This window comes from Leptotrichia rugosa, assembly GCF_041200005.1.
GTDB classification, from domain to species: domain Bacteria; phylum Fusobacteriota; class Fusobacteriia; order Fusobacteriales; family Leptotrichiaceae; genus Leptotrichia; species Leptotrichia rugosa.
In genome coordinates, this window is record NZ_CP165644.1 from 354,506 (window position 1) to 368,886 (window position 14,381).

The window sequence follows — 14,381 nt, forward strand, 5'->3', positions numbered from 1 at the left end:
ATTAATTATCGTATAAATTCCCGTTTTAAAAAAAATTTTTTAAACGGGAGTTTTTTTGTAACATAAGTTACAGTATTATTTGAAAAAATGTTATAGAATATAAGTGGAGAGAAATCAACAGTTTTATACTATTTCCTATTCTTATTTCAGGATTTTAGTATAAAATTGATTTATTATTTGCTTTTTTGGAAAATATCATTATAACTTTTGATTTAAAATGCATTTTATAATAGTCAGATAAAAGATCTGATGTTATTAGATGCATTTTTTATTTTATCTTAATTTTATTATTTTGATGTTAAAAATATTCATGTAAAAAAAATATCTTGACAATCAAAGTATATAATGTTAATATATTATTGTTATTAGGTCTTCCTAATTTTAAAATTAGGCTTAGCTAAAACCGAAAGGAGTTGAGATGAGTAGAAGTATAGAAGACTATTTAAAGGGAATATATACTTTGAAAAAAAAGAAGGAATATTCCAATAAAAAACTTGCAGAATATTTAAATATCTCTCCAGCTTCAGTCAGTGAAATGATAAAAAAGTTGGCAAACGATGATTATTTAACTATTGACAAGAAAACAGTAAAACTTACTGAAAAGGGGAATAATTTTGCATTAGACATTATACGTAAACACCGTGTTTGGGAAGTTTTTTTATTTGAAAAACTAGGATATGAAAAAGAGGATGTACATAAAGAAGCAGAAATTCTGGAACATGTAACGAGCGATAAACTTCTCCAAAAACTGGAAAAATTTTTATTTTATCCTAAGGAATGTCCGCATGGAAGTCCGATTTTCTATGATTTGGAAAACTTGGATGAAGAAAATATTATAAAATTATCTGAAGCTGAGGAAAATGATGAAATTGTTATATTGAGTGTGGAGGATAATATCGAATTATATGATTATCTACGAGATTTAGATATAAATTTAAAGGAAAAATATATCGTAGAAAGAAAAGATCCGTTTAATGGACCAATATATTTGAAAAGTGAGCAAAATAATGAAAAAATAGTGGCTTTTAATGCAGCAGATATGATTGAGGTTTATAAAAAAAATAAAGATTTGGAGGAGATGGATAATGACTAAAAACAATGTGCTAAAAAAATTAAACTTAGTAATTGCAATATGTGTAGCAATGATGCTACTAATATCTTGTGGAAAAGGTGGAGCTACATCAGGTAAAAAAATAAAAATTACAACAACAACGACAATGCTTACTGACCTTGTAAAGACAATTGGTGGAGATAAAGTCGAAGTTACAGGACTTATGGGAGAAGGAGTAGATCCGCATCTATACAGTGCCAGTGCAGGTGATATTGAAAAACTTGGAAATGCTGATATTATAGTGTTTGGTGGGTTACATTTGGAAGGTAAAATGACAGAAATTTTTGAAAAGCTAAGTTCTCAAAATAAAAATATATTAAATGTTGGAGAAAAATTAGACAAAAATAAAATTCATTTAGTTGATGCAAATACGCCTGATCCGCACGTATGGTTCAATACGGAATTGTGGGAAAAGGAAGCTGAAGCAGTGGAAGCTGAATTAAGCAAATATGATCCTAAAAATAGTAATTACTACAAAGAAAATTTGAAAAAATACAAAGCTGAACTAAATGAACTTACAACTTATGTAAAAACAAGAATAAATGAAATTCCTGAAAAAAGTAGAGTTCTTGTAACAGCACACGATGCTTTTAACTACTTTGGAGAACAATTTGGATTGGAAGTAAAAGCTATACAAGGTGTTTCTACAGATTCTGAAACTGGTACAAAAAACATAAGTGACTTAGCTAATTTCATTGTACAAAGAAATATAAAAGCAATATTTGTTGAATCTTCTGTTCCGAAAAAAAGTATAGAAGCATTGCAGGAAGCTGTAAAAGCTAGAGGAAAAGAAGTTAAGATAGGTGGAGAATTGTATTCAGATTCGCTAGGAGATAAAGCACATAACTCTGAAACTTATATTAAGACAGTTAAAGCAAATGCAGATACAATTGTTAATGCGTTAAAATAACTGGTAATATTTTTATTAATATATATTATAAAATAATTCAAAAATATAGCAGAACAACTTTTATCACTCCCATTTTGTTATTATGAAGTATAAAAAATTCCTGAGAAGTTGTTTTGCTATGTTATAATTTTTAAAATTTAGGAGAAAAATAAAATGAATCAAGATATTTCAGATGATGTTATTATAAGGGTTGAAGATTTGACGATAGCTTATGAGGATAAACCTGTTTTATGGGATGTTGAGCTTGATATTAAAAAGGGGATTCTTATGGCTATAGTAGGCCCGAATGGGGCTGGAAAATCTACTTTAATTAAAGCAATGCTTGATTTGCTAACGCCTGTTACTGGAGAAGTAAAATTTTATGATGAAAAATATAGCAAAGTGCGGGATAAGATAGCTTATGTACCACAAAGAGGAAGTGTTGACTGGGATTTTCCCACTACTGTATTTGATGTTGTGGAAATGGGGCGTTATGGAAAAGTCGGGTGGTTAAAGAAAGTTAGAAAAATTGATAAGGAAAAGACGAAAGAAGCAATTCATAAGGTGGAAATGGATGAGTTTTCAGACAGACAGATAAGCCAGCTGTCAGGGGGACAACAGCAAAGGGTGTTTTTGGCACGGGCATTGGTGCAGGATGCAGAAATATATTTTATGGATGAGCCATTTCAAGGTGTCGACAGTAAAACAGAAAAATCTATTGTAAATATTTTAAAAAAACTGCGAGATGAGAAAAAAACTGTAATTGCTGTTCATCATGATTTGCAGACGGTAAAGGATTATTTTGATTATGTGACATTTATAAATGTGTCTGTTATAGCTTCTGGACCTGTGGAAGAAATTTTTACTCCTGAAAATATTGAAAAAACATATAAGAGTAAAAAAGCAACTCAAAATAATAGAAATCTGTCTGAAATTGAAAAGGAGCGATAAAATGAATATATTAACTCTTCTTATAACAGATCATACATTCAGAACAGTTGCACTTGGTTGTCTATTGCTTGGAATGGTTTCAGGAATACTTGGATGTTTTGCCGTTTTACGAAAGCAAAGTTTATTGGGAGATGCAGTTTCTCATGCTTCACTTCCTGGAGTTTGCTTAGCTTTTTTATTTACAAACGTGAAAAATACAGAAGTTTTGCTGCTAGGTGCTTTAATAACAGGAATTGTATGTATTGGTTTGATTCAATTAATTCAAAATTATACAAAAATAAAATTTGATAGTGCTCTAGCATTGATTTTATCTGTGTTTTTTGGATTGGGATTAGTTTTGCTTTCCTATATGAATAAATTGCCTGGAGCAAATAAATCTGGTTTAAATAAATTTATTTTTGGACAGGCTTCTACATTTATTAAAAGAGATGTTGATATTATTTTTATTACAGGAATTATTCTTTTAATTATAATTATTCTTTTTTGGAAGGAATTTAAAATTGTTTCATTTGACTCTGATTTTGCCAAAACATTGGGATTTCCAAGTAAAAAAATTGAAATATTAATTTCCATATTGATTGTAACTACTGTAATAATCGGTATTCAGGCGGCAGGAGTAATCTTAATAAGTGCAATGATTATTTCTCCAGCGGTTGCAGCACGGCAATGGACAGACAAACTTTCAATTATGGTAATTTTAGCGGCATTTTTTGGAGGAATATCAGGTTTGCTTGGGACTTTGATTAGTATAAGTGAAAGTAATTTGCCTACTGGGCCTGTTATCGTTATAATTATAAGTATAATTGTAGTTATCAGTATTTTATTCTCAAATAAAAGAGGTATTATTTTTAAAATTATAAGAAATCAAAAAAGAAAAAAAGAATTTAGAAAAAAACTTGAAAATAAAAAAATGAAATTAAAAAGTTTAGAAGTAAATAATTTGGAAAGGGGAAAATAAATCATGGTTTTTTCAGTAGAAATACAATTAATTGCAATAATGGTAGCAAGTGCTTGCTCTATCTTAGGGACATTTCTAGTTTTAAAAAGTATGTCAATGGTTTCAGATGCAATTACACATACTATTTTACTTGGAATTGTAATAGCATTTTTTGCAGTTCACGATTTGAACTCTCCCCTATTAATTGTTGGTGCAGGAATAGTTGGTGTTTTGACGGTTTATCTTGTGGAACTTCTTAACTCTACAAGACTTGTAAAGGAAGATTCTGCAATTGGAGTGGTTTTTCCATTGTTATTCAGTATAGCTGTAATTTTAATTTCAAAATATGCTGGAAATGTACATTTGGATGTTGATTCAGTATTATTGGGAGAACTGGCATTCGCACCATTTAATCGGGTACAGATATTTGGTTTTAGTGTTGCAAAAGGGCTAGTTACAACTTTTGTAATATTTTTAATAAACTTATCTTTTGTCGTTATTTTTTTCAAGGAATTAAAAATTTCAGTATTTGACAAAGCTCTTGCTATAACTCTTGGAATGAAACCCATATTAATTCATTACATTCTAATGTCGCTTGTGTCAATGACAGCAGTATCCTCATTTGAGGCAGTAGGTTCAATATTGGTAGTTGCATTTATGATTGGTCCTCCAATTACAGCGTATTTATTAACAGATAAGCTAAAAGTAATGATAGGATTAAGTCTCGTTTTGGGAGCTGTGGCAAGTATCATTGGATTTCATTTGGCAAGATTCTTTGACGTTTCAATTGCTGGAAGTATCGCAGTAATAATAGGAGTAATTTTTCTTGTAACATTAATTTTTTCTCCAAAAAAAGGTTTAATTTTTACAATAAATCGGAAAAAATCTCAAAAAATGGCATTTTCACTAAGAATTTTGTTAATTCATTTGTCGAATAACGCCAATACTAAAAAGGAAAAAGACGAGTGTGGAGTTGAAACTATTGAAAATCATTTGCGTTGGAGTAAAAGTTTTCTGAAAAAAGTTATCGACAAAGCTGAGAAAAGCAAATATATTTATGTTGATAATGGAGTTTTCAAACTCTCTGAGCGTGGAGAAAAAGTTGTTGCAAGTTAAAATTTCAGAAAAAGAAGGTGGCGAAAAATGGATACAAAATCAAGAAAAAAAATACATGGAATGATACTGGCAAGTTTAGCTGCAAGTTTGTGGTCAATTTCAGGAATTTCAGGAGAAATCCTTTTCAAAAAATACAATTTTTCGTCAGATTGGCTGGTTTCCACAAGAACCCTTATTTCAGGAATATTACTATTTTTAATTGTAATTTTCATTGAAAAAAAATCAGTTTTAAAGCCTCTAAAAAACAAGCGAGACATTATTGGAATAATTTTGTTTGGTTCAGCAGGAATGTACTTTGTTCAGTACACATACTTCCGAACAATCGAGTTAAGCAATGTTTCATTTGCAACAATTTTACAGTTTACAGCACCATTTTTCATATTTATTTATGAATCTGTAAAAAATAAAAAAATTCCAGAATTTCGACTTTAATTTTACTTTTTATGACAGTTTTAGGAGTTGTATTTATAGCGACAAAAGGAAAAATTTCAAGTTTATCTGTCCTTCCAGAAGCACTGTTTATTGGACTTTTTTCAGCAATTATGATTGCCTTTTACTCAATTTATCCAAAAAAACTATTGAAAAGATATGGCAGCATAACAGTAGTCGGCTGGGGAGAATGATTGTGGGAAGCATAATTTCAAACATCGTTCATCCAATTTGGAAAATAGAAGGAAATGTAAACACAAAATCTATGATTCAAGTAGCAATAGTCGTAATTTTAGGAACTTCCATTGCCTATTTAATCTATATCGCAAGTTTAAACTATATTTCTTCATCACTTGCAGGAATATTGACAGCTTTCGAGCCAGTACTTGCGGCAATATTATCAGTAATAATTTTTGGATTAACATTTTCTGTTGTTGAATTAATTGGATTTGTATTGGTTTTCATTTCAATATTTATTTTGGAAAAAAGATTATAAATAAATTTTGAGAATTTAATTTTTTAAAACTTTCTAATATTTGTTTAATAAAAATGTGATATTATTACGATTGAAAAAATAAAGGAAATAAATCGTAAAATCTTAAATTAAATTCTAAAAAAACTCTAAAATATTAGAAATATAAATTTTAAGATTTTGAATAAAAAATTTTAGAAAAGAGGAATAAAAATGAAAAAGACATTTGTTTTATTCGGAATTTTAACAGTTTTCTTACTAAGTTGCATTTCTTTGAGTGCAAAAACAAAAAAGAAAATTATTAATTTAAACGAAACTTCTTGGGAATTATCACAAATTAGTAAAAAAGGTCAAAAATTGCCAATTCCAGAAGGGGCAAATATTACGATTAATTTTTCAGACGGTAAAATTAGTGGATTTTCAGGTGTGAATAGTTATTTTGGAGGATATAAAATAAAAAATAATTCAATTTTAATTGCTGAAACAGTGGCAACCTTGATGGCTGGACCAGAAGAATTAATGAAAATTGAGCTAAACTTTTTTGATATTTTGCAAAATTCTCCAAGAATAAATTATAATAGCACAACTTTGAGCTTGAGAAATAAAAATGGAGAAGTTTGGACGTTTAAAAAATTAGATTTGAGTAAAAAATTAAAAAATACAAAATGGAAACTTATCGAAATGGGACAAACTTCCTTTCCAGAAAAAGATGGAGAAATAACAATTTCTTTTGCTGAAAACAAGATTAATGGAAATTCTGGAATAAACAACTATTTTGGAAATTGTGAAATCAAGAATGACAGCATTAAAATTGGACCAGTTGGTTCTACAAAAATGGCTGGACCAGAAAATTTAATGAAAATTGAATTTGAATATTTAAAATTGTTGCAAAATTCTAAAACAATAAAATTAGTTAAAAATATTTTGACTTTGACTACTAGTGATGGGAAAACGTTGAAATTTGAAAAGATCAAATAAGTGATTTCTTTTTGTAAAAAGATGTCGTGTACAATATTTGATAAAAAAAAGTCTACTAATAAAAAAAGAGGCTCTAGAGAATTGCTGCCTCTTTTTTATTTCAAAAAAAATTAAATTTAATATGACTGTTCTTTTTTATTGCCGTATTTATCAGAAAAAACATTATTTCAAAAAAACATCCAAATAAAAATTCAGATGTTTTATAATGCCTATTTTTTATTAATTCAAATAGAATGCTTCTTTCAACTCTTCATAAGTTTTTGATCCACCCAAATCTTTTTGGATTCTTGAATTTTGGATAATCAAGTTGTATGGAACAGTTTTTACTTTGAAGGCTGTCATAAGTGAGTCTGTGGAGTCATAATATACTGGGAAAGTAAATTTATTTTCTTCCACATATTTTTTAGTTGATGATAAATTGGTTTTTCTTCTTGTGAATACAACTACGACATTTATATTATCTTTATTTTCTTCATAAAATTTTTGTACAGCAGATAGTTCACGCTGACAATAAGGACACCATTCAGCAGCAAAAATAAAAAGTGTAGGTTTTCCATCTCCAAATAGTTTTTTACTTTTTGTATATTTTCCCTGAAAATCTCTTAATTCGAAATTAGGTAATTTTGCACTTTCTGTTACATCAACATCAAGAGGTTTTACATTTGCAAATCCCAAAATACTTGTCATAAATAATGAAATAATAATCAATAATTTTTTCATTTTTATCCCTTCTTTCTTATTTTTTTATTTAAAATGTTTTATAAAGTTTATCATATTAAGTATATATTTTCAATTATATTTAACTTTTTAAATCCTAATTTCACTATATTTTTTTATAAACAATCATACAAATTAAAAGAAAAAAACTTAAATAACAGGATAAACTAAACAAAGATTAGAAAATTTATATTAAAATATATTCAGTTTTACTAATAAAAGGAGAATTTTAAATTGGAATTAAGAAAAATAAAATCAATAAAACAAATTAGAAATATTTACAAATTATATCAAAATTCATTTCCAAAAGAGGAAAAAAAGCCATTCGGATTAATATTAATCGGAGTATTAAGAGGAAATTTTGAAGTTTTTTCAATTGAGAAGAAAAAAACTGATGAGAAAAACAGAAATTTGTACGAATTTAAAGGTCTAGCAATCGCACTGAAACATAGAGACTTGGTTTTGCTAGATTATTTGGCAATAACCAAAGAAGCTAGAAGTTATGGATATGGCTCTAAAACGCTATCTTTTTTGAAGGAATATTACAAAAATTATCGTTTTTTTCTTGAGATTGAAAATGCTGAGGATGAAAATGCTAAAAATTACGAAGAGCGTCAAAGTCGAAAGAAATTTTATTTGAAAAATGGATTTTCGCCATTTCCTTTCAATGTTGACTTATTTGGAATTGAGATGGAAATTTTAGGATACAATTGTTCTTGCGAATTTTCAGAATATTTTGAACTTTACAAAAATCAATTTGGTGGAATTATGAAAAAGAAAATTTCAGAAAATATTTTTTTGGTGGAAAAATAATTAAAAAATTGTTGTATTATCGAAATATTTGTATAACAAATATGGTATAATATTTAAAGTAATTTTATGAAAAGTGATTGACAAATAGTTGTGATCTTGATAAGATTTTTGATTTTAGAAAAGGAGGGAGCTATGAAATTTGAAATTAAATGGAAAAGAGCTTATGAAAAAATTGAAAAAGCAGATGGCTTTAGAATATTAGTTGATAAATTGTGGCCTCGAGGGCTAAAAAAGGAAGATGCGAAAATTGATTATTGGGCAAAAATTATTACGCCATCGAAGGAATTGAGACAAAATTACCATAAAGGGATTATCAATTTTGAAAATTTTTCTGAAAATTACAGAAAAGAATTGGAAGAAAATTCGGATTTTAAGGAATTTGAGGGTATAATATTGGAAGAGTTGAAAAAGGGAAATGTGACAATGGTTTATGCGAGTAAAACTCCAGAATTGAGCCATATTCCTGTATTAAAAAAATTTATTGAAGAAAAGTTGAGAAAATAGTTGAAATTAAAAAGATTTTTGCATAATCAATAAAAATTATCTAAAGGTAAGAAGTTAGAATTTGAAAAAATGAGTGAATTTTTTAGGGGAAGTGAGAAGAGAAAGGAGTGAAATATGGAAAAAGGTAAATTTTATGGTATTGGTGTCGGAGTAGGAGATCCTGAAAATATAACTGTTAAAGCGACGAAAAGGTTGCATGAGGTAGATGTAATAGTACTGCCTGAGGCGAAAAGTGGGGAAGGAAGTACAGCTTTTAATATTGTAAAAGAGTATGTAAAACCTGATGTGGAGCAGCTATTTTTGGAGTTTCCGATGATAAAAGATGTGGAAGCGAGAAAAGTTTTTAGAAAAAATAATGCCGGTAAAATAAATGTTGAGTTGGAAAAAGGGAAAAAGGTAGCATTTTTAACGATAGGAGATCCGATGACTTATAGCACTTACACTTATATCTTGGAACATATTTCAGATAATGTGGAAGTTGAAACTATTGCGGGAATAACTTCATTTAACAGTATTGCGGCAAGGCTTAACATACCGCTAATGATTGGAGATGAAGATTTAAAAGTAGTTTCTGTCAATCGAAAAACTGATATTTATAAAGAAATTGAAAATAATCAAAATTTAGTGTTAATGAAAATTAGCCGAGATTTTGAGAAAATAAAAAAAGCGATAATTGAAACTGGGAATAAAGAAAATGCTGTAATCGTTTCAGATTGCGGAAAAGAAAATGAAGAAATTATTACAGATATTGAAAATGTTGAAAGTGTACACTATTTTTCTACATTGATTCTTAAAAAACAGGGAATAGGACAATGGAAAAGGTTTTTCGAAAATGCTAAATTTTAATAATTTAAGAAAGCAAAGATGTAAGTTTAATGAAGGGAATTAGAATTAATTATGGGTGAATTAGAAAACAAAGATATAAAAATTTTAGAATATTTATCTAAAGTTAAGGAGAAAAAATATATAAAGATTTTAGAATACTTTTTTAAAGATAAAGATAAAAAGTTGTTAGGTATTGATAGATACGAAAAAGGTGATAAATATTGGGAACCTGTACATGCAAAACTAGATTCTCTTAATATTGATAAAAAATACAGATATACTTCAAAATTTTTATTTAACAAATTTCCAAATAAAAAAGAAAATACAATAACAAGATTAAGAAAATTGCATGATAAAAATTATATTTATTGTCATATACCTAATTTTGAAAACGAAAAAGAAATTGAATCAATAAGTATAACTCCGTTAGGAAAAGAATTCATACAAAATTATAAAATAGAGAAAAATAATAATAGAAAAAAATTTTTAATTAGAGACATAGGTGTGCCAATTGTAACAACTATTTTAACTAATGGTATTTTATGGATTATAAAAAACATTTTAATAACTAAGAAATAGAATTATAGAAATCTTGATAATAGCTGGTCGAGTTGGGAATATTTATTTTTATGGAATTTAACTGGTATAAAAAAACTATTATGCAATAATTTATACTTTTCCATATAAAGTTTTGATGTATTTTAAAGAAACTCAGATTAGTATTGAAAAAATCGGGATTATAAAGACATTAGAGTCGAGATATTTTGTTTATGCACTGATTGTTAATGCAGGATTTTATTTGGGAACTTTGAAAATAAATAATAAAAATAAAAGGGAAAATTGTGTTGAAAATAAGATTGATGGGGATATTTAATAAGAAGTAGTTAAAATTTAGGAACTAAAAGAAAGAAGGAATAATTATGAAAAAAATATTATTTGTTTTGTTACTTGGAGTAGCAATTCAAGGGCTAGCAGAAACAATTGTAAAAGGAACTTATGATACGAAGAAAAAAAGATACATAGAATTAAGTCAAATTTTTGAAAAGGAAATAAATTTGAGTTATGTATTGCCAAATGATAAAAAGAATATAGTAACGTATAAAACTGAAAATTTTGATATTATAATGAGAAAAAGTGATCTATTGGAATTATACAATAAAAATAGAGATAAAAAAGAAAAGAATATAAAAAATAGTATTTCAGATAAAGATAAAAAATTGGATTATGTTCGTAATTATATTGCTGAATTGGTGGAAAACAACAAAGCAGTTATTTATGAAAGAAAAACAAAAAAAGAAATAAAAAATATTGTAAAAGTAAAATACAATAACGATATTTACTATGATGCGGGAAGAGGTTCAAATTACGATGGTTATAAATTTTATACAGATAAAAGTTTGTCGCAGGAAATTATGAAATTTGATATTATAACACAATTTGGAATTGCTCTTCACAGCAGTTTGGGAGATAATCCGTATAATAGGGAATTGACAGAAAAGGAAAAAGAATATAGAGAAAAAAATGGAAATCATTTTGAAGAATTAAAGGAACTGTATAAGAAAGCCGTTCAAAATCCGAATGTTGAACAAAAAATTAGTTATTAGTTAAATATGTTTGATAAGTTATAAATTATTTTTAGAATTTAATATAAATAGGGGGTTAAAATGGGTAAAATTGAAAAAGGAATTGAGAGTAATATGGTTTATTTGCAAATCAAAGAATTGATGGAAAATGCGAGAAAACAGGTGTCTGTAAAGATTAATAATATTCTTGTGCAGACTTATTGGAAAATAGGGAAAATTATTATAGAAGATGAACAGGAAAATAGTGAGAGAGCAGAATATGGGAAAAGACTTTTAAAAGAATTGTCGAAAAAATTGACAAAAGAGTATGGAAAGGGCTTTTCAAAATCAAATTTATTTAATATGAGAAAATTTTATTTGAAATATCAAAAATTCCAGACAGTGTCTGGAAAATTGAGCTGGTCTCATTATTGTGGGATATTGAGTATATCTAATGATAAAGAAAGAGCATTTTATGAAAGAGATCCGCACTAGGTGGGCTTTCTAATCAGATTTTTGCTTCAAAATACACATTGTATATTCCTAATAAGGAAGTGCTTGAAAATGAGGTGGAAAAAGTTTTGAGGGAGTATAATAAGAAAATAAAATTAAAAGGAATAGAGAATGATAATTATGAATAAAAAAGAATTACCGAAGTGTTCTGTTGAAATAACACTTTCTTTAATTTCTAATAAATGGAAAATACTTATAATAAGAGATTTACTCGATGGGACAAAAAGATTTGGAGAGTTGAGAAAATCTATAAATGGAATTTCTAATAAAGTTTTGACATACAATTTAAGAGAAATGGAGGAGGACAATCTTCTTATAAGAAAGATTTATCCTGAAGTTCCTCCAAAAGTTGAATATTCTCTTACTGAAACAGGTTACAGCTTAAAGCCGATACTGGAAAGTATGGACAAATGGGGTGTAAATTACCGAGAAAAAACAAAATACGAATAACTATAATTGTATCGAATTAATTATGGTTTTTCTATTTTAAAATTTTCATTGGTATAAGTTTTTAAATCAAAAGTCCTGATTTCTTCTACATCAATATAAAAAAGTTCAAAAATAGGATTATCAGGAGTTTTAAAAAGTTCTTTTATTGCTGGATATTCATTTAAAACTCTTGTTTTAAGATTAATATCATTAGTAAAATGAATATTTCCATTTACGGATATAAATGATAAATAATCTTCTGAATGAGAGAGAAAAGAAACATAAGGACATTTTTTTAACTGTTTGTAAACGTTTTTATTATTTGTAGTTGCAAGATATACTTTGTTTTTCTCAGAAAACAGATACTGAAAAATTCTTGTTTTAGGTTTATTATCGTCAAGTGTAGCTAAAACTCCGTAAGAGTTTTCTTTTAATATTTTATTGTAATCAATCATTTTATTTTCCTCCAGATATATTTTTTTGAGTTAGCTAACTATGTTAATTATAGCTTAAAATAGAAAAATTGTGAAGAAGGCACAATTTTATTACAAGGTAACAAGATGGTAACTTAAAAAAATAATTTATTTTGAAAATGGGAAAGTTTGGAAAGCATTTTTGAAAAAGATTAAAAAAATATTCGAATACAGGGATGTCAGTAAGTTTTGAAATAAATGAAATACTATAAAACTAGAAAATTAATAAGAAAAGAAAGAGGTAATTTTATGAAAAAAGTATACTTCATAGGAGCAGGGCCTGGAGATCCTGAATTAATAACAGTAAAAGGGAAAAGAATCGTAGAGGAAGCAGATGTAATAATTTATGCGGGTTCGCTTGTGCCAAGAGAAGTTATTGAATGTCATAAAGAAGGAGCGAAAGTTTATAATTCTGTTACAATGAATTTAGATGAAGTGATGGAAGTTACGATAAAAGCTCAGAAAAATGCGAAACTAGTAGCAAGAGTGCATACTGGAGATCCGAGCATTTATGGTGCAATAAGGGAACAAATGGATATTCTGGATGAATATGGGATTGAGTATGAAGTAATTCCAGGAGTGAGTTCATTTGTGGCTGCTGCTGCTGCAATAAAAAAAGAATTTACTTTGCCAGATGTGAGTCAGACAATAATTTGTACAAGACTGGAAGGAAGAACATCTGTTCCTGAAGCAGAAAGTCTTGAAAGCCTTGCTTCACATAAATGTTCGATGGCAATATTCCTATCTGTACAAATGATTGATGAAGTTGTAAAAAGATTATTAAAGCATTATGATAAAACAACACCAATTGCAATTGTTCAAAGAGCAACTTGGGATGATCAAAAAATCATTATGGGAACATTGGAAAACATTGCTCAAAAAGTGAAAGATGAAAAAATTACGAAAACTGCACAAATTTTGGTTGGAAACTTTATAGGGGATAAATATTCTAAATCTAAGCTTTATGATAAGACATTTTCGCATGAGTTTAGAAAAGGAATTAAAGAATAATGAAAAAACTAATAACAATAATTCTATTTATATTTTCCATGCAAATTTTTGCAGAGCAATATCAAGTAATAAAGCAAAAAAATGTTACTTTGTCAAAAGAGCAGATTGAGGTGGAAAATAAAAAAATTGAAGAAACAGTGAGTAAATATCCTAAGAAAGTGTTACAAGAAATGATTTCATATTATTTTTCTGTAGCAAGTAAAGTAAATAATGAAATGAGCAAAGAAGAAAAAGAGAGTATGCAATTGCTATCAAAAGAAGTTCCTAGTTTTTTTTCTGAAATATTTAACAATTCAAAATTTAATATAAAAACTGTAAAATATTTATCAAATACAAAGGTTTCTGTTACTTATGAAGTGGTTATTCCTGATTCGGATAAAATTTTAGATGATAAAGAAATGAAAAAAAGATTTTTAAAAAAATATGGATATGAAATGAAAGACGATGAAGATTTTTTAAGTCCTTCAGAAATAAAAAAACGGAAAGATATAATAAATGAAATGTTAAGAGAAGGAGTGCGAAATCCTAAAAATTATATGATAGATAAAGTAATAAATGAATTAAATAAAATCGGGAATGAGTGGAAGTTTAAAGATGCTAAAAAAATTTGAAGAGATGTTAAATAAAATTAAGTAATAAAATGTTATTTAT

20 protein-coding genes and 1 pseudogene are annotated in these 14,381 nt (G+C 27.5%); 19 read left to right on the top strand and 2 right to left on the bottom strand.

The features are described from left to right. Nucleotides 1-418: 418 nt before the first annotated feature. The 9 genes from AB8B22_RS01755 to AB8B22_RS01795 all read left to right on the top strand — a co-directional run bounded on the left by AB8B22_RS01755 (nt 419) and on the right by AB8B22_RS01795 (nt 6,883). Nucleotides 419-1,093: an iron dependent repressor, metal binding and dimerization domain protein gene (locus AB8B22_RS01755; protein WP_369711402.1), complete on the top strand. Its 675-nt coding sequence runs from the start codon at nt 419-421 to the stop codon at nt 1,091-1,093. Next, nucleotides 1,086-2,021: a metal ABC transporter solute-binding protein, Zn/Mn family gene (locus AB8B22_RS01760; protein WP_369711404.1), complete on the top strand. Its 936-nt coding sequence runs from the start codon at nt 1,086-1,088 to the stop codon at nt 2,019-2,021. The genes AB8B22_RS01755 and AB8B22_RS01760 overlap by 8 nt, the downstream gene beginning before the upstream one ends. Before the next feature lie 153 nt (nt 2,022-2,174). Next, nucleotides 2,175-2,951, top strand: a complete 777-nt coding sequence (locus AB8B22_RS01765) for a metal ABC transporter ATP-binding protein (RefSeq protein WP_369711406.1) — start codon at nt 2,175-2,177, stop codon at nt 2,949-2,951. 1 nt (nt 2,952) lies between these two features. After that, nucleotides 2,953-3,909 carry a metal ABC transporter permease gene (locus AB8B22_RS01770; protein ID WP_369711407.1) on the top strand — a complete coding sequence of 319 codons (957 nt, stop codon included), beginning with the start codon at nt 2,953-2,955 and terminating at the stop codon, nt 3,907-3,909. Nucleotides 3,910-3,912: 3 nt separating this feature from the next. Next, entirely contained in the window at nt 3,913-5,004 is a 1,092-nt protein-coding gene (locus AB8B22_RS01775; RefSeq protein WP_369711409.1) for a metal ABC transporter permease, read from the top strand. Between the two features lie 27 nt (nt 5,005-5,031). After that, a complete protein-coding gene (locus tag AB8B22_RS01780; protein ID WP_369711411.1) occupies nt 5,032-5,436 on the top strand; it encodes an EamA family transporter in 405 nt (134 codons plus the stop codon). A gap of 11 nt (nt 5,437-5,447) precedes the next feature. After that, nucleotides 5,448-5,627, top strand: coding sequence for a hypothetical protein (locus AB8B22_RS01785; protein WP_369711413.1), 180 nt, complete (start codon nt 5,448-5,450; stop codon nt 5,625-5,627). Between the two features lie 2 nt (nt 5,628-5,629). Then, nucleotides 5,630-5,929: an EamA family transporter gene (locus AB8B22_RS01790; RefSeq protein WP_369711414.1), complete on the top strand. Its 300-nt coding sequence runs from the start codon at nt 5,630-5,632 to the stop codon at nt 5,927-5,929. Nucleotides 5,930-6,118: 189 nt separating this feature from the next. Continuing rightward, nucleotides 6,119-6,883 (top strand): META domain-containing protein, encoded by a 765-nt coding sequence (locus AB8B22_RS01795; protein WP_369711415.1) that lies wholly within the window; start codon nt 6,119-6,121, stop codon nt 6,881-6,883. 219 nt (nt 6,884-7,102) lie between these two features. Here AB8B22_RS01795 and AB8B22_RS01800 read toward each other — a convergent pair whose 3' ends face one another. Then, nucleotides 7,103-7,603, bottom strand: a complete 501-nt coding sequence (locus tag AB8B22_RS01800) for a TlpA family protein disulfide reductase (protein ID WP_369711417.1) — start codon at nt 7,601-7,603, stop codon at nt 7,103-7,105. A 231-nt stretch (nt 7,604-7,834) separates the two neighbouring features. On the opposite strand from AB8B22_RS01800, the gene AB8B22_RS01805 reads away from it, so the two are divergent. The 8 genes and pseudogenes from AB8B22_RS01805 (at nt 7,835) to AB8B22_RS01840 (ending at nt 12,267) form a co-directional block, all read left to right on the top strand. Further along, on the top strand, nt 7,835-8,413 hold the full coding sequence (locus tag AB8B22_RS01805) for a hypothetical protein (protein WP_369711419.1): 579 nt from the start codon (nt 7,835-7,837) through the stop codon (nt 8,411-8,413). Nucleotides 8,414-8,545: 132 nt separating this feature from the next. Next, on the top strand, nt 8,546-8,917 hold the full coding sequence (locus tag AB8B22_RS01810) for a DUF488 domain-containing protein (protein WP_369711421.1): 372 nt from the start codon (nt 8,546-8,548) through the stop codon (nt 8,915-8,917). Between the two features lie 114 nt (nt 8,918-9,031). Then, complete coding sequence (gene cobI, locus AB8B22_RS01815; protein ID WP_369711423.1) at nt 9,032-9,763, top strand: precorrin-2 C(20)-methyltransferase; 732 nt, start codon at nt 9,032-9,034, stop codon at nt 9,761-9,763. Between the two features lie 51 nt (nt 9,764-9,814). Beyond that, entirely contained in the window at nt 9,815-10,321 is a 507-nt protein-coding gene (locus AB8B22_RS01820; protein ID WP_304080398.1) for a hypothetical protein, read from the top strand. 115 nt (nt 10,322-10,436) lie between these two features. After that, the gene (locus tag AB8B22_RS01825; RefSeq protein ID WP_314340673.1) at nt 10,437-10,616 is read left to right on the top strand and encodes a hypothetical protein; all 180 of its coding nucleotides are present in this window, start codon (nt 10,437-10,439) and stop codon (nt 10,614-10,616) included. 46 nt (nt 10,617-10,662) lie between these two features. Beyond that, complete coding sequence (locus tag AB8B22_RS01830; RefSeq protein WP_369711425.1) at nt 10,663-11,346, top strand: hypothetical protein; 684 nt, start codon at nt 10,663-10,665, stop codon at nt 11,344-11,346. 93 nt (nt 11,347-11,439) lie between these two features. Then, nucleotides 11,440-11,790: pseudogene (locus tag AB8B22_RS01835) on the top strand (DUF1016 N-terminal domain-containing protein); the annotation flags it as partial. A 147-nt stretch (nt 11,791-11,937) separates the two neighbouring features. Beyond that, on the top strand, nt 11,938-12,267 hold the full coding sequence (locus tag AB8B22_RS01840) for a winged helix-turn-helix transcriptional regulator (protein WP_036060499.1): 330 nt from the start codon (nt 11,938-11,940) through the stop codon (nt 12,265-12,267). Between the two features lie 20 nt (nt 12,268-12,287). Here AB8B22_RS01840 and AB8B22_RS01845 read toward each other — a convergent pair whose 3' ends face one another. Further along, complete coding sequence (locus tag AB8B22_RS01845; protein WP_369711427.1) at nt 12,288-12,701, bottom strand: pyridoxamine 5'-phosphate oxidase family protein; 414 nt, start codon at nt 12,699-12,701, stop codon at nt 12,288-12,290. 267 nt (nt 12,702-12,968) lie between these two features. Here AB8B22_RS01845 and cobM point away from each other — a divergent pair, with 267 nt between their 5' ends. Together cobM and AB8B22_RS01855 are read left to right on the top strand one after the other, a co-directional pair. Then, the gene (cobM, locus tag AB8B22_RS01850) at nt 12,969-13,730 is read left to right on the top strand and encodes a precorrin-4 C(11)-methyltransferase (RefSeq protein WP_369711428.1); all 762 of its coding nucleotides are present in this window, start codon (nt 12,969-12,971) and stop codon (nt 13,728-13,730) included. Continuing rightward, the gene (locus AB8B22_RS01855; RefSeq protein WP_369711429.1) at nt 13,730-14,341 is read left to right on the top strand and encodes a hypothetical protein; all 612 of its coding nucleotides are present in this window, start codon (nt 13,730-13,732) and stop codon (nt 14,339-14,341) included. The genes cobM and AB8B22_RS01855 overlap by 1 nt, the downstream gene beginning before the upstream one ends. The last annotated feature ends 40 nt before the right edge of the window (nt 14,342-14,381 follow it).

Coding starts and splice junctions, on each gene's coding strand:
- AB8B22_RS01755 (WP_369711402.1), top strand. CDS start 419: ATGAGTAGAAGTATAGAAGACTATTTAAAGGGAATATATACTTTGAAA.
- AB8B22_RS01830 (WP_369711425.1), top strand. CDS start 10,663: ATGAAAAAAATATTATTTGTTTTGTTACTTGGAGTAGCAATTCAAGGG.
- AB8B22_RS01845 (WP_369711427.1), bottom strand. CDS start 12,701: ATGATTGATTACAATAAAATATTAAAAGAAAACTCTTACGGAGTTTTA.
- AB8B22_RS01780 (WP_369711411.1), top strand. CDS start 5,032: ATGGATACAAAATCAAGAAAAAAAATACATGGAATGATACTGGCAAGT.
- AB8B22_RS01770 (WP_369711407.1), top strand. CDS start 2,953: ATGAATATATTAACTCTTCTTATAACAGATCATACATTCAGAACAGTT.
- AB8B22_RS01855 (WP_369711429.1), top strand. CDS start 13,730: ATGAAAAAACTAATAACAATAATTCTATTTATATTTTCCATGCAAATT.
- AB8B22_RS01785 (WP_369711413.1), top strand. CDS start 5,448: ATGACAGTTTTAGGAGTTGTATTTATAGCGACAAAAGGAAAAATTTCA.
- AB8B22_RS01775 (WP_369711409.1), top strand. CDS start 3,913: ATGGTTTTTTCAGTAGAAATACAATTAATTGCAATAATGGTAGCAAGT.
- AB8B22_RS01795 (WP_369711415.1), top strand. CDS start 6,119: ATGAAAAAGACATTTGTTTTATTCGGAATTTTAACAGTTTTCTTACTA.
- AB8B22_RS01820 (WP_304080398.1), top strand. CDS start 9,815: ATGGGTGAATTAGAAAACAAAGATATAAAAATTTTAGAATATTTATCT.
- AB8B22_RS01825 (WP_314340673.1), top strand. CDS start 10,437: ATGTATTTTAAAGAAACTCAGATTAGTATTGAAAAAATCGGGATTATA.
- cobM (WP_369711428.1), top strand. CDS start 12,969: ATGAAAAAAGTATACTTCATAGGAGCAGGGCCTGGAGATCCTGAATTA.
- AB8B22_RS01765 (WP_369711406.1), top strand. CDS start 2,175: ATGAATCAAGATATTTCAGATGATGTTATTATAAGGGTTGAAGATTTG.
- AB8B22_RS01760 (WP_369711404.1), top strand. CDS start 1,086: ATGACTAAAAACAATGTGCTAAAAAAATTAAACTTAGTAATTGCAATA.
- AB8B22_RS01840 (WP_036060499.1), top strand. CDS start 11,938: ATGAATAAAAAAGAATTACCGAAGTGTTCTGTTGAAATAACACTTTCT.
- AB8B22_RS01800 (WP_369711417.1), bottom strand. CDS start 7,603: ATGAAAAAATTATTGATTATTATTTCATTATTTATGACAAGTATTTTG.
- AB8B22_RS01810 (WP_369711421.1), top strand. CDS start 8,546: ATGAAATTTGAAATTAAATGGAAAAGAGCTTATGAAAAAATTGAAAAA.
- cobI (WP_369711423.1), top strand. CDS start 9,032: ATGGAAAAAGGTAAATTTTATGGTATTGGTGTCGGAGTAGGAGATCCT.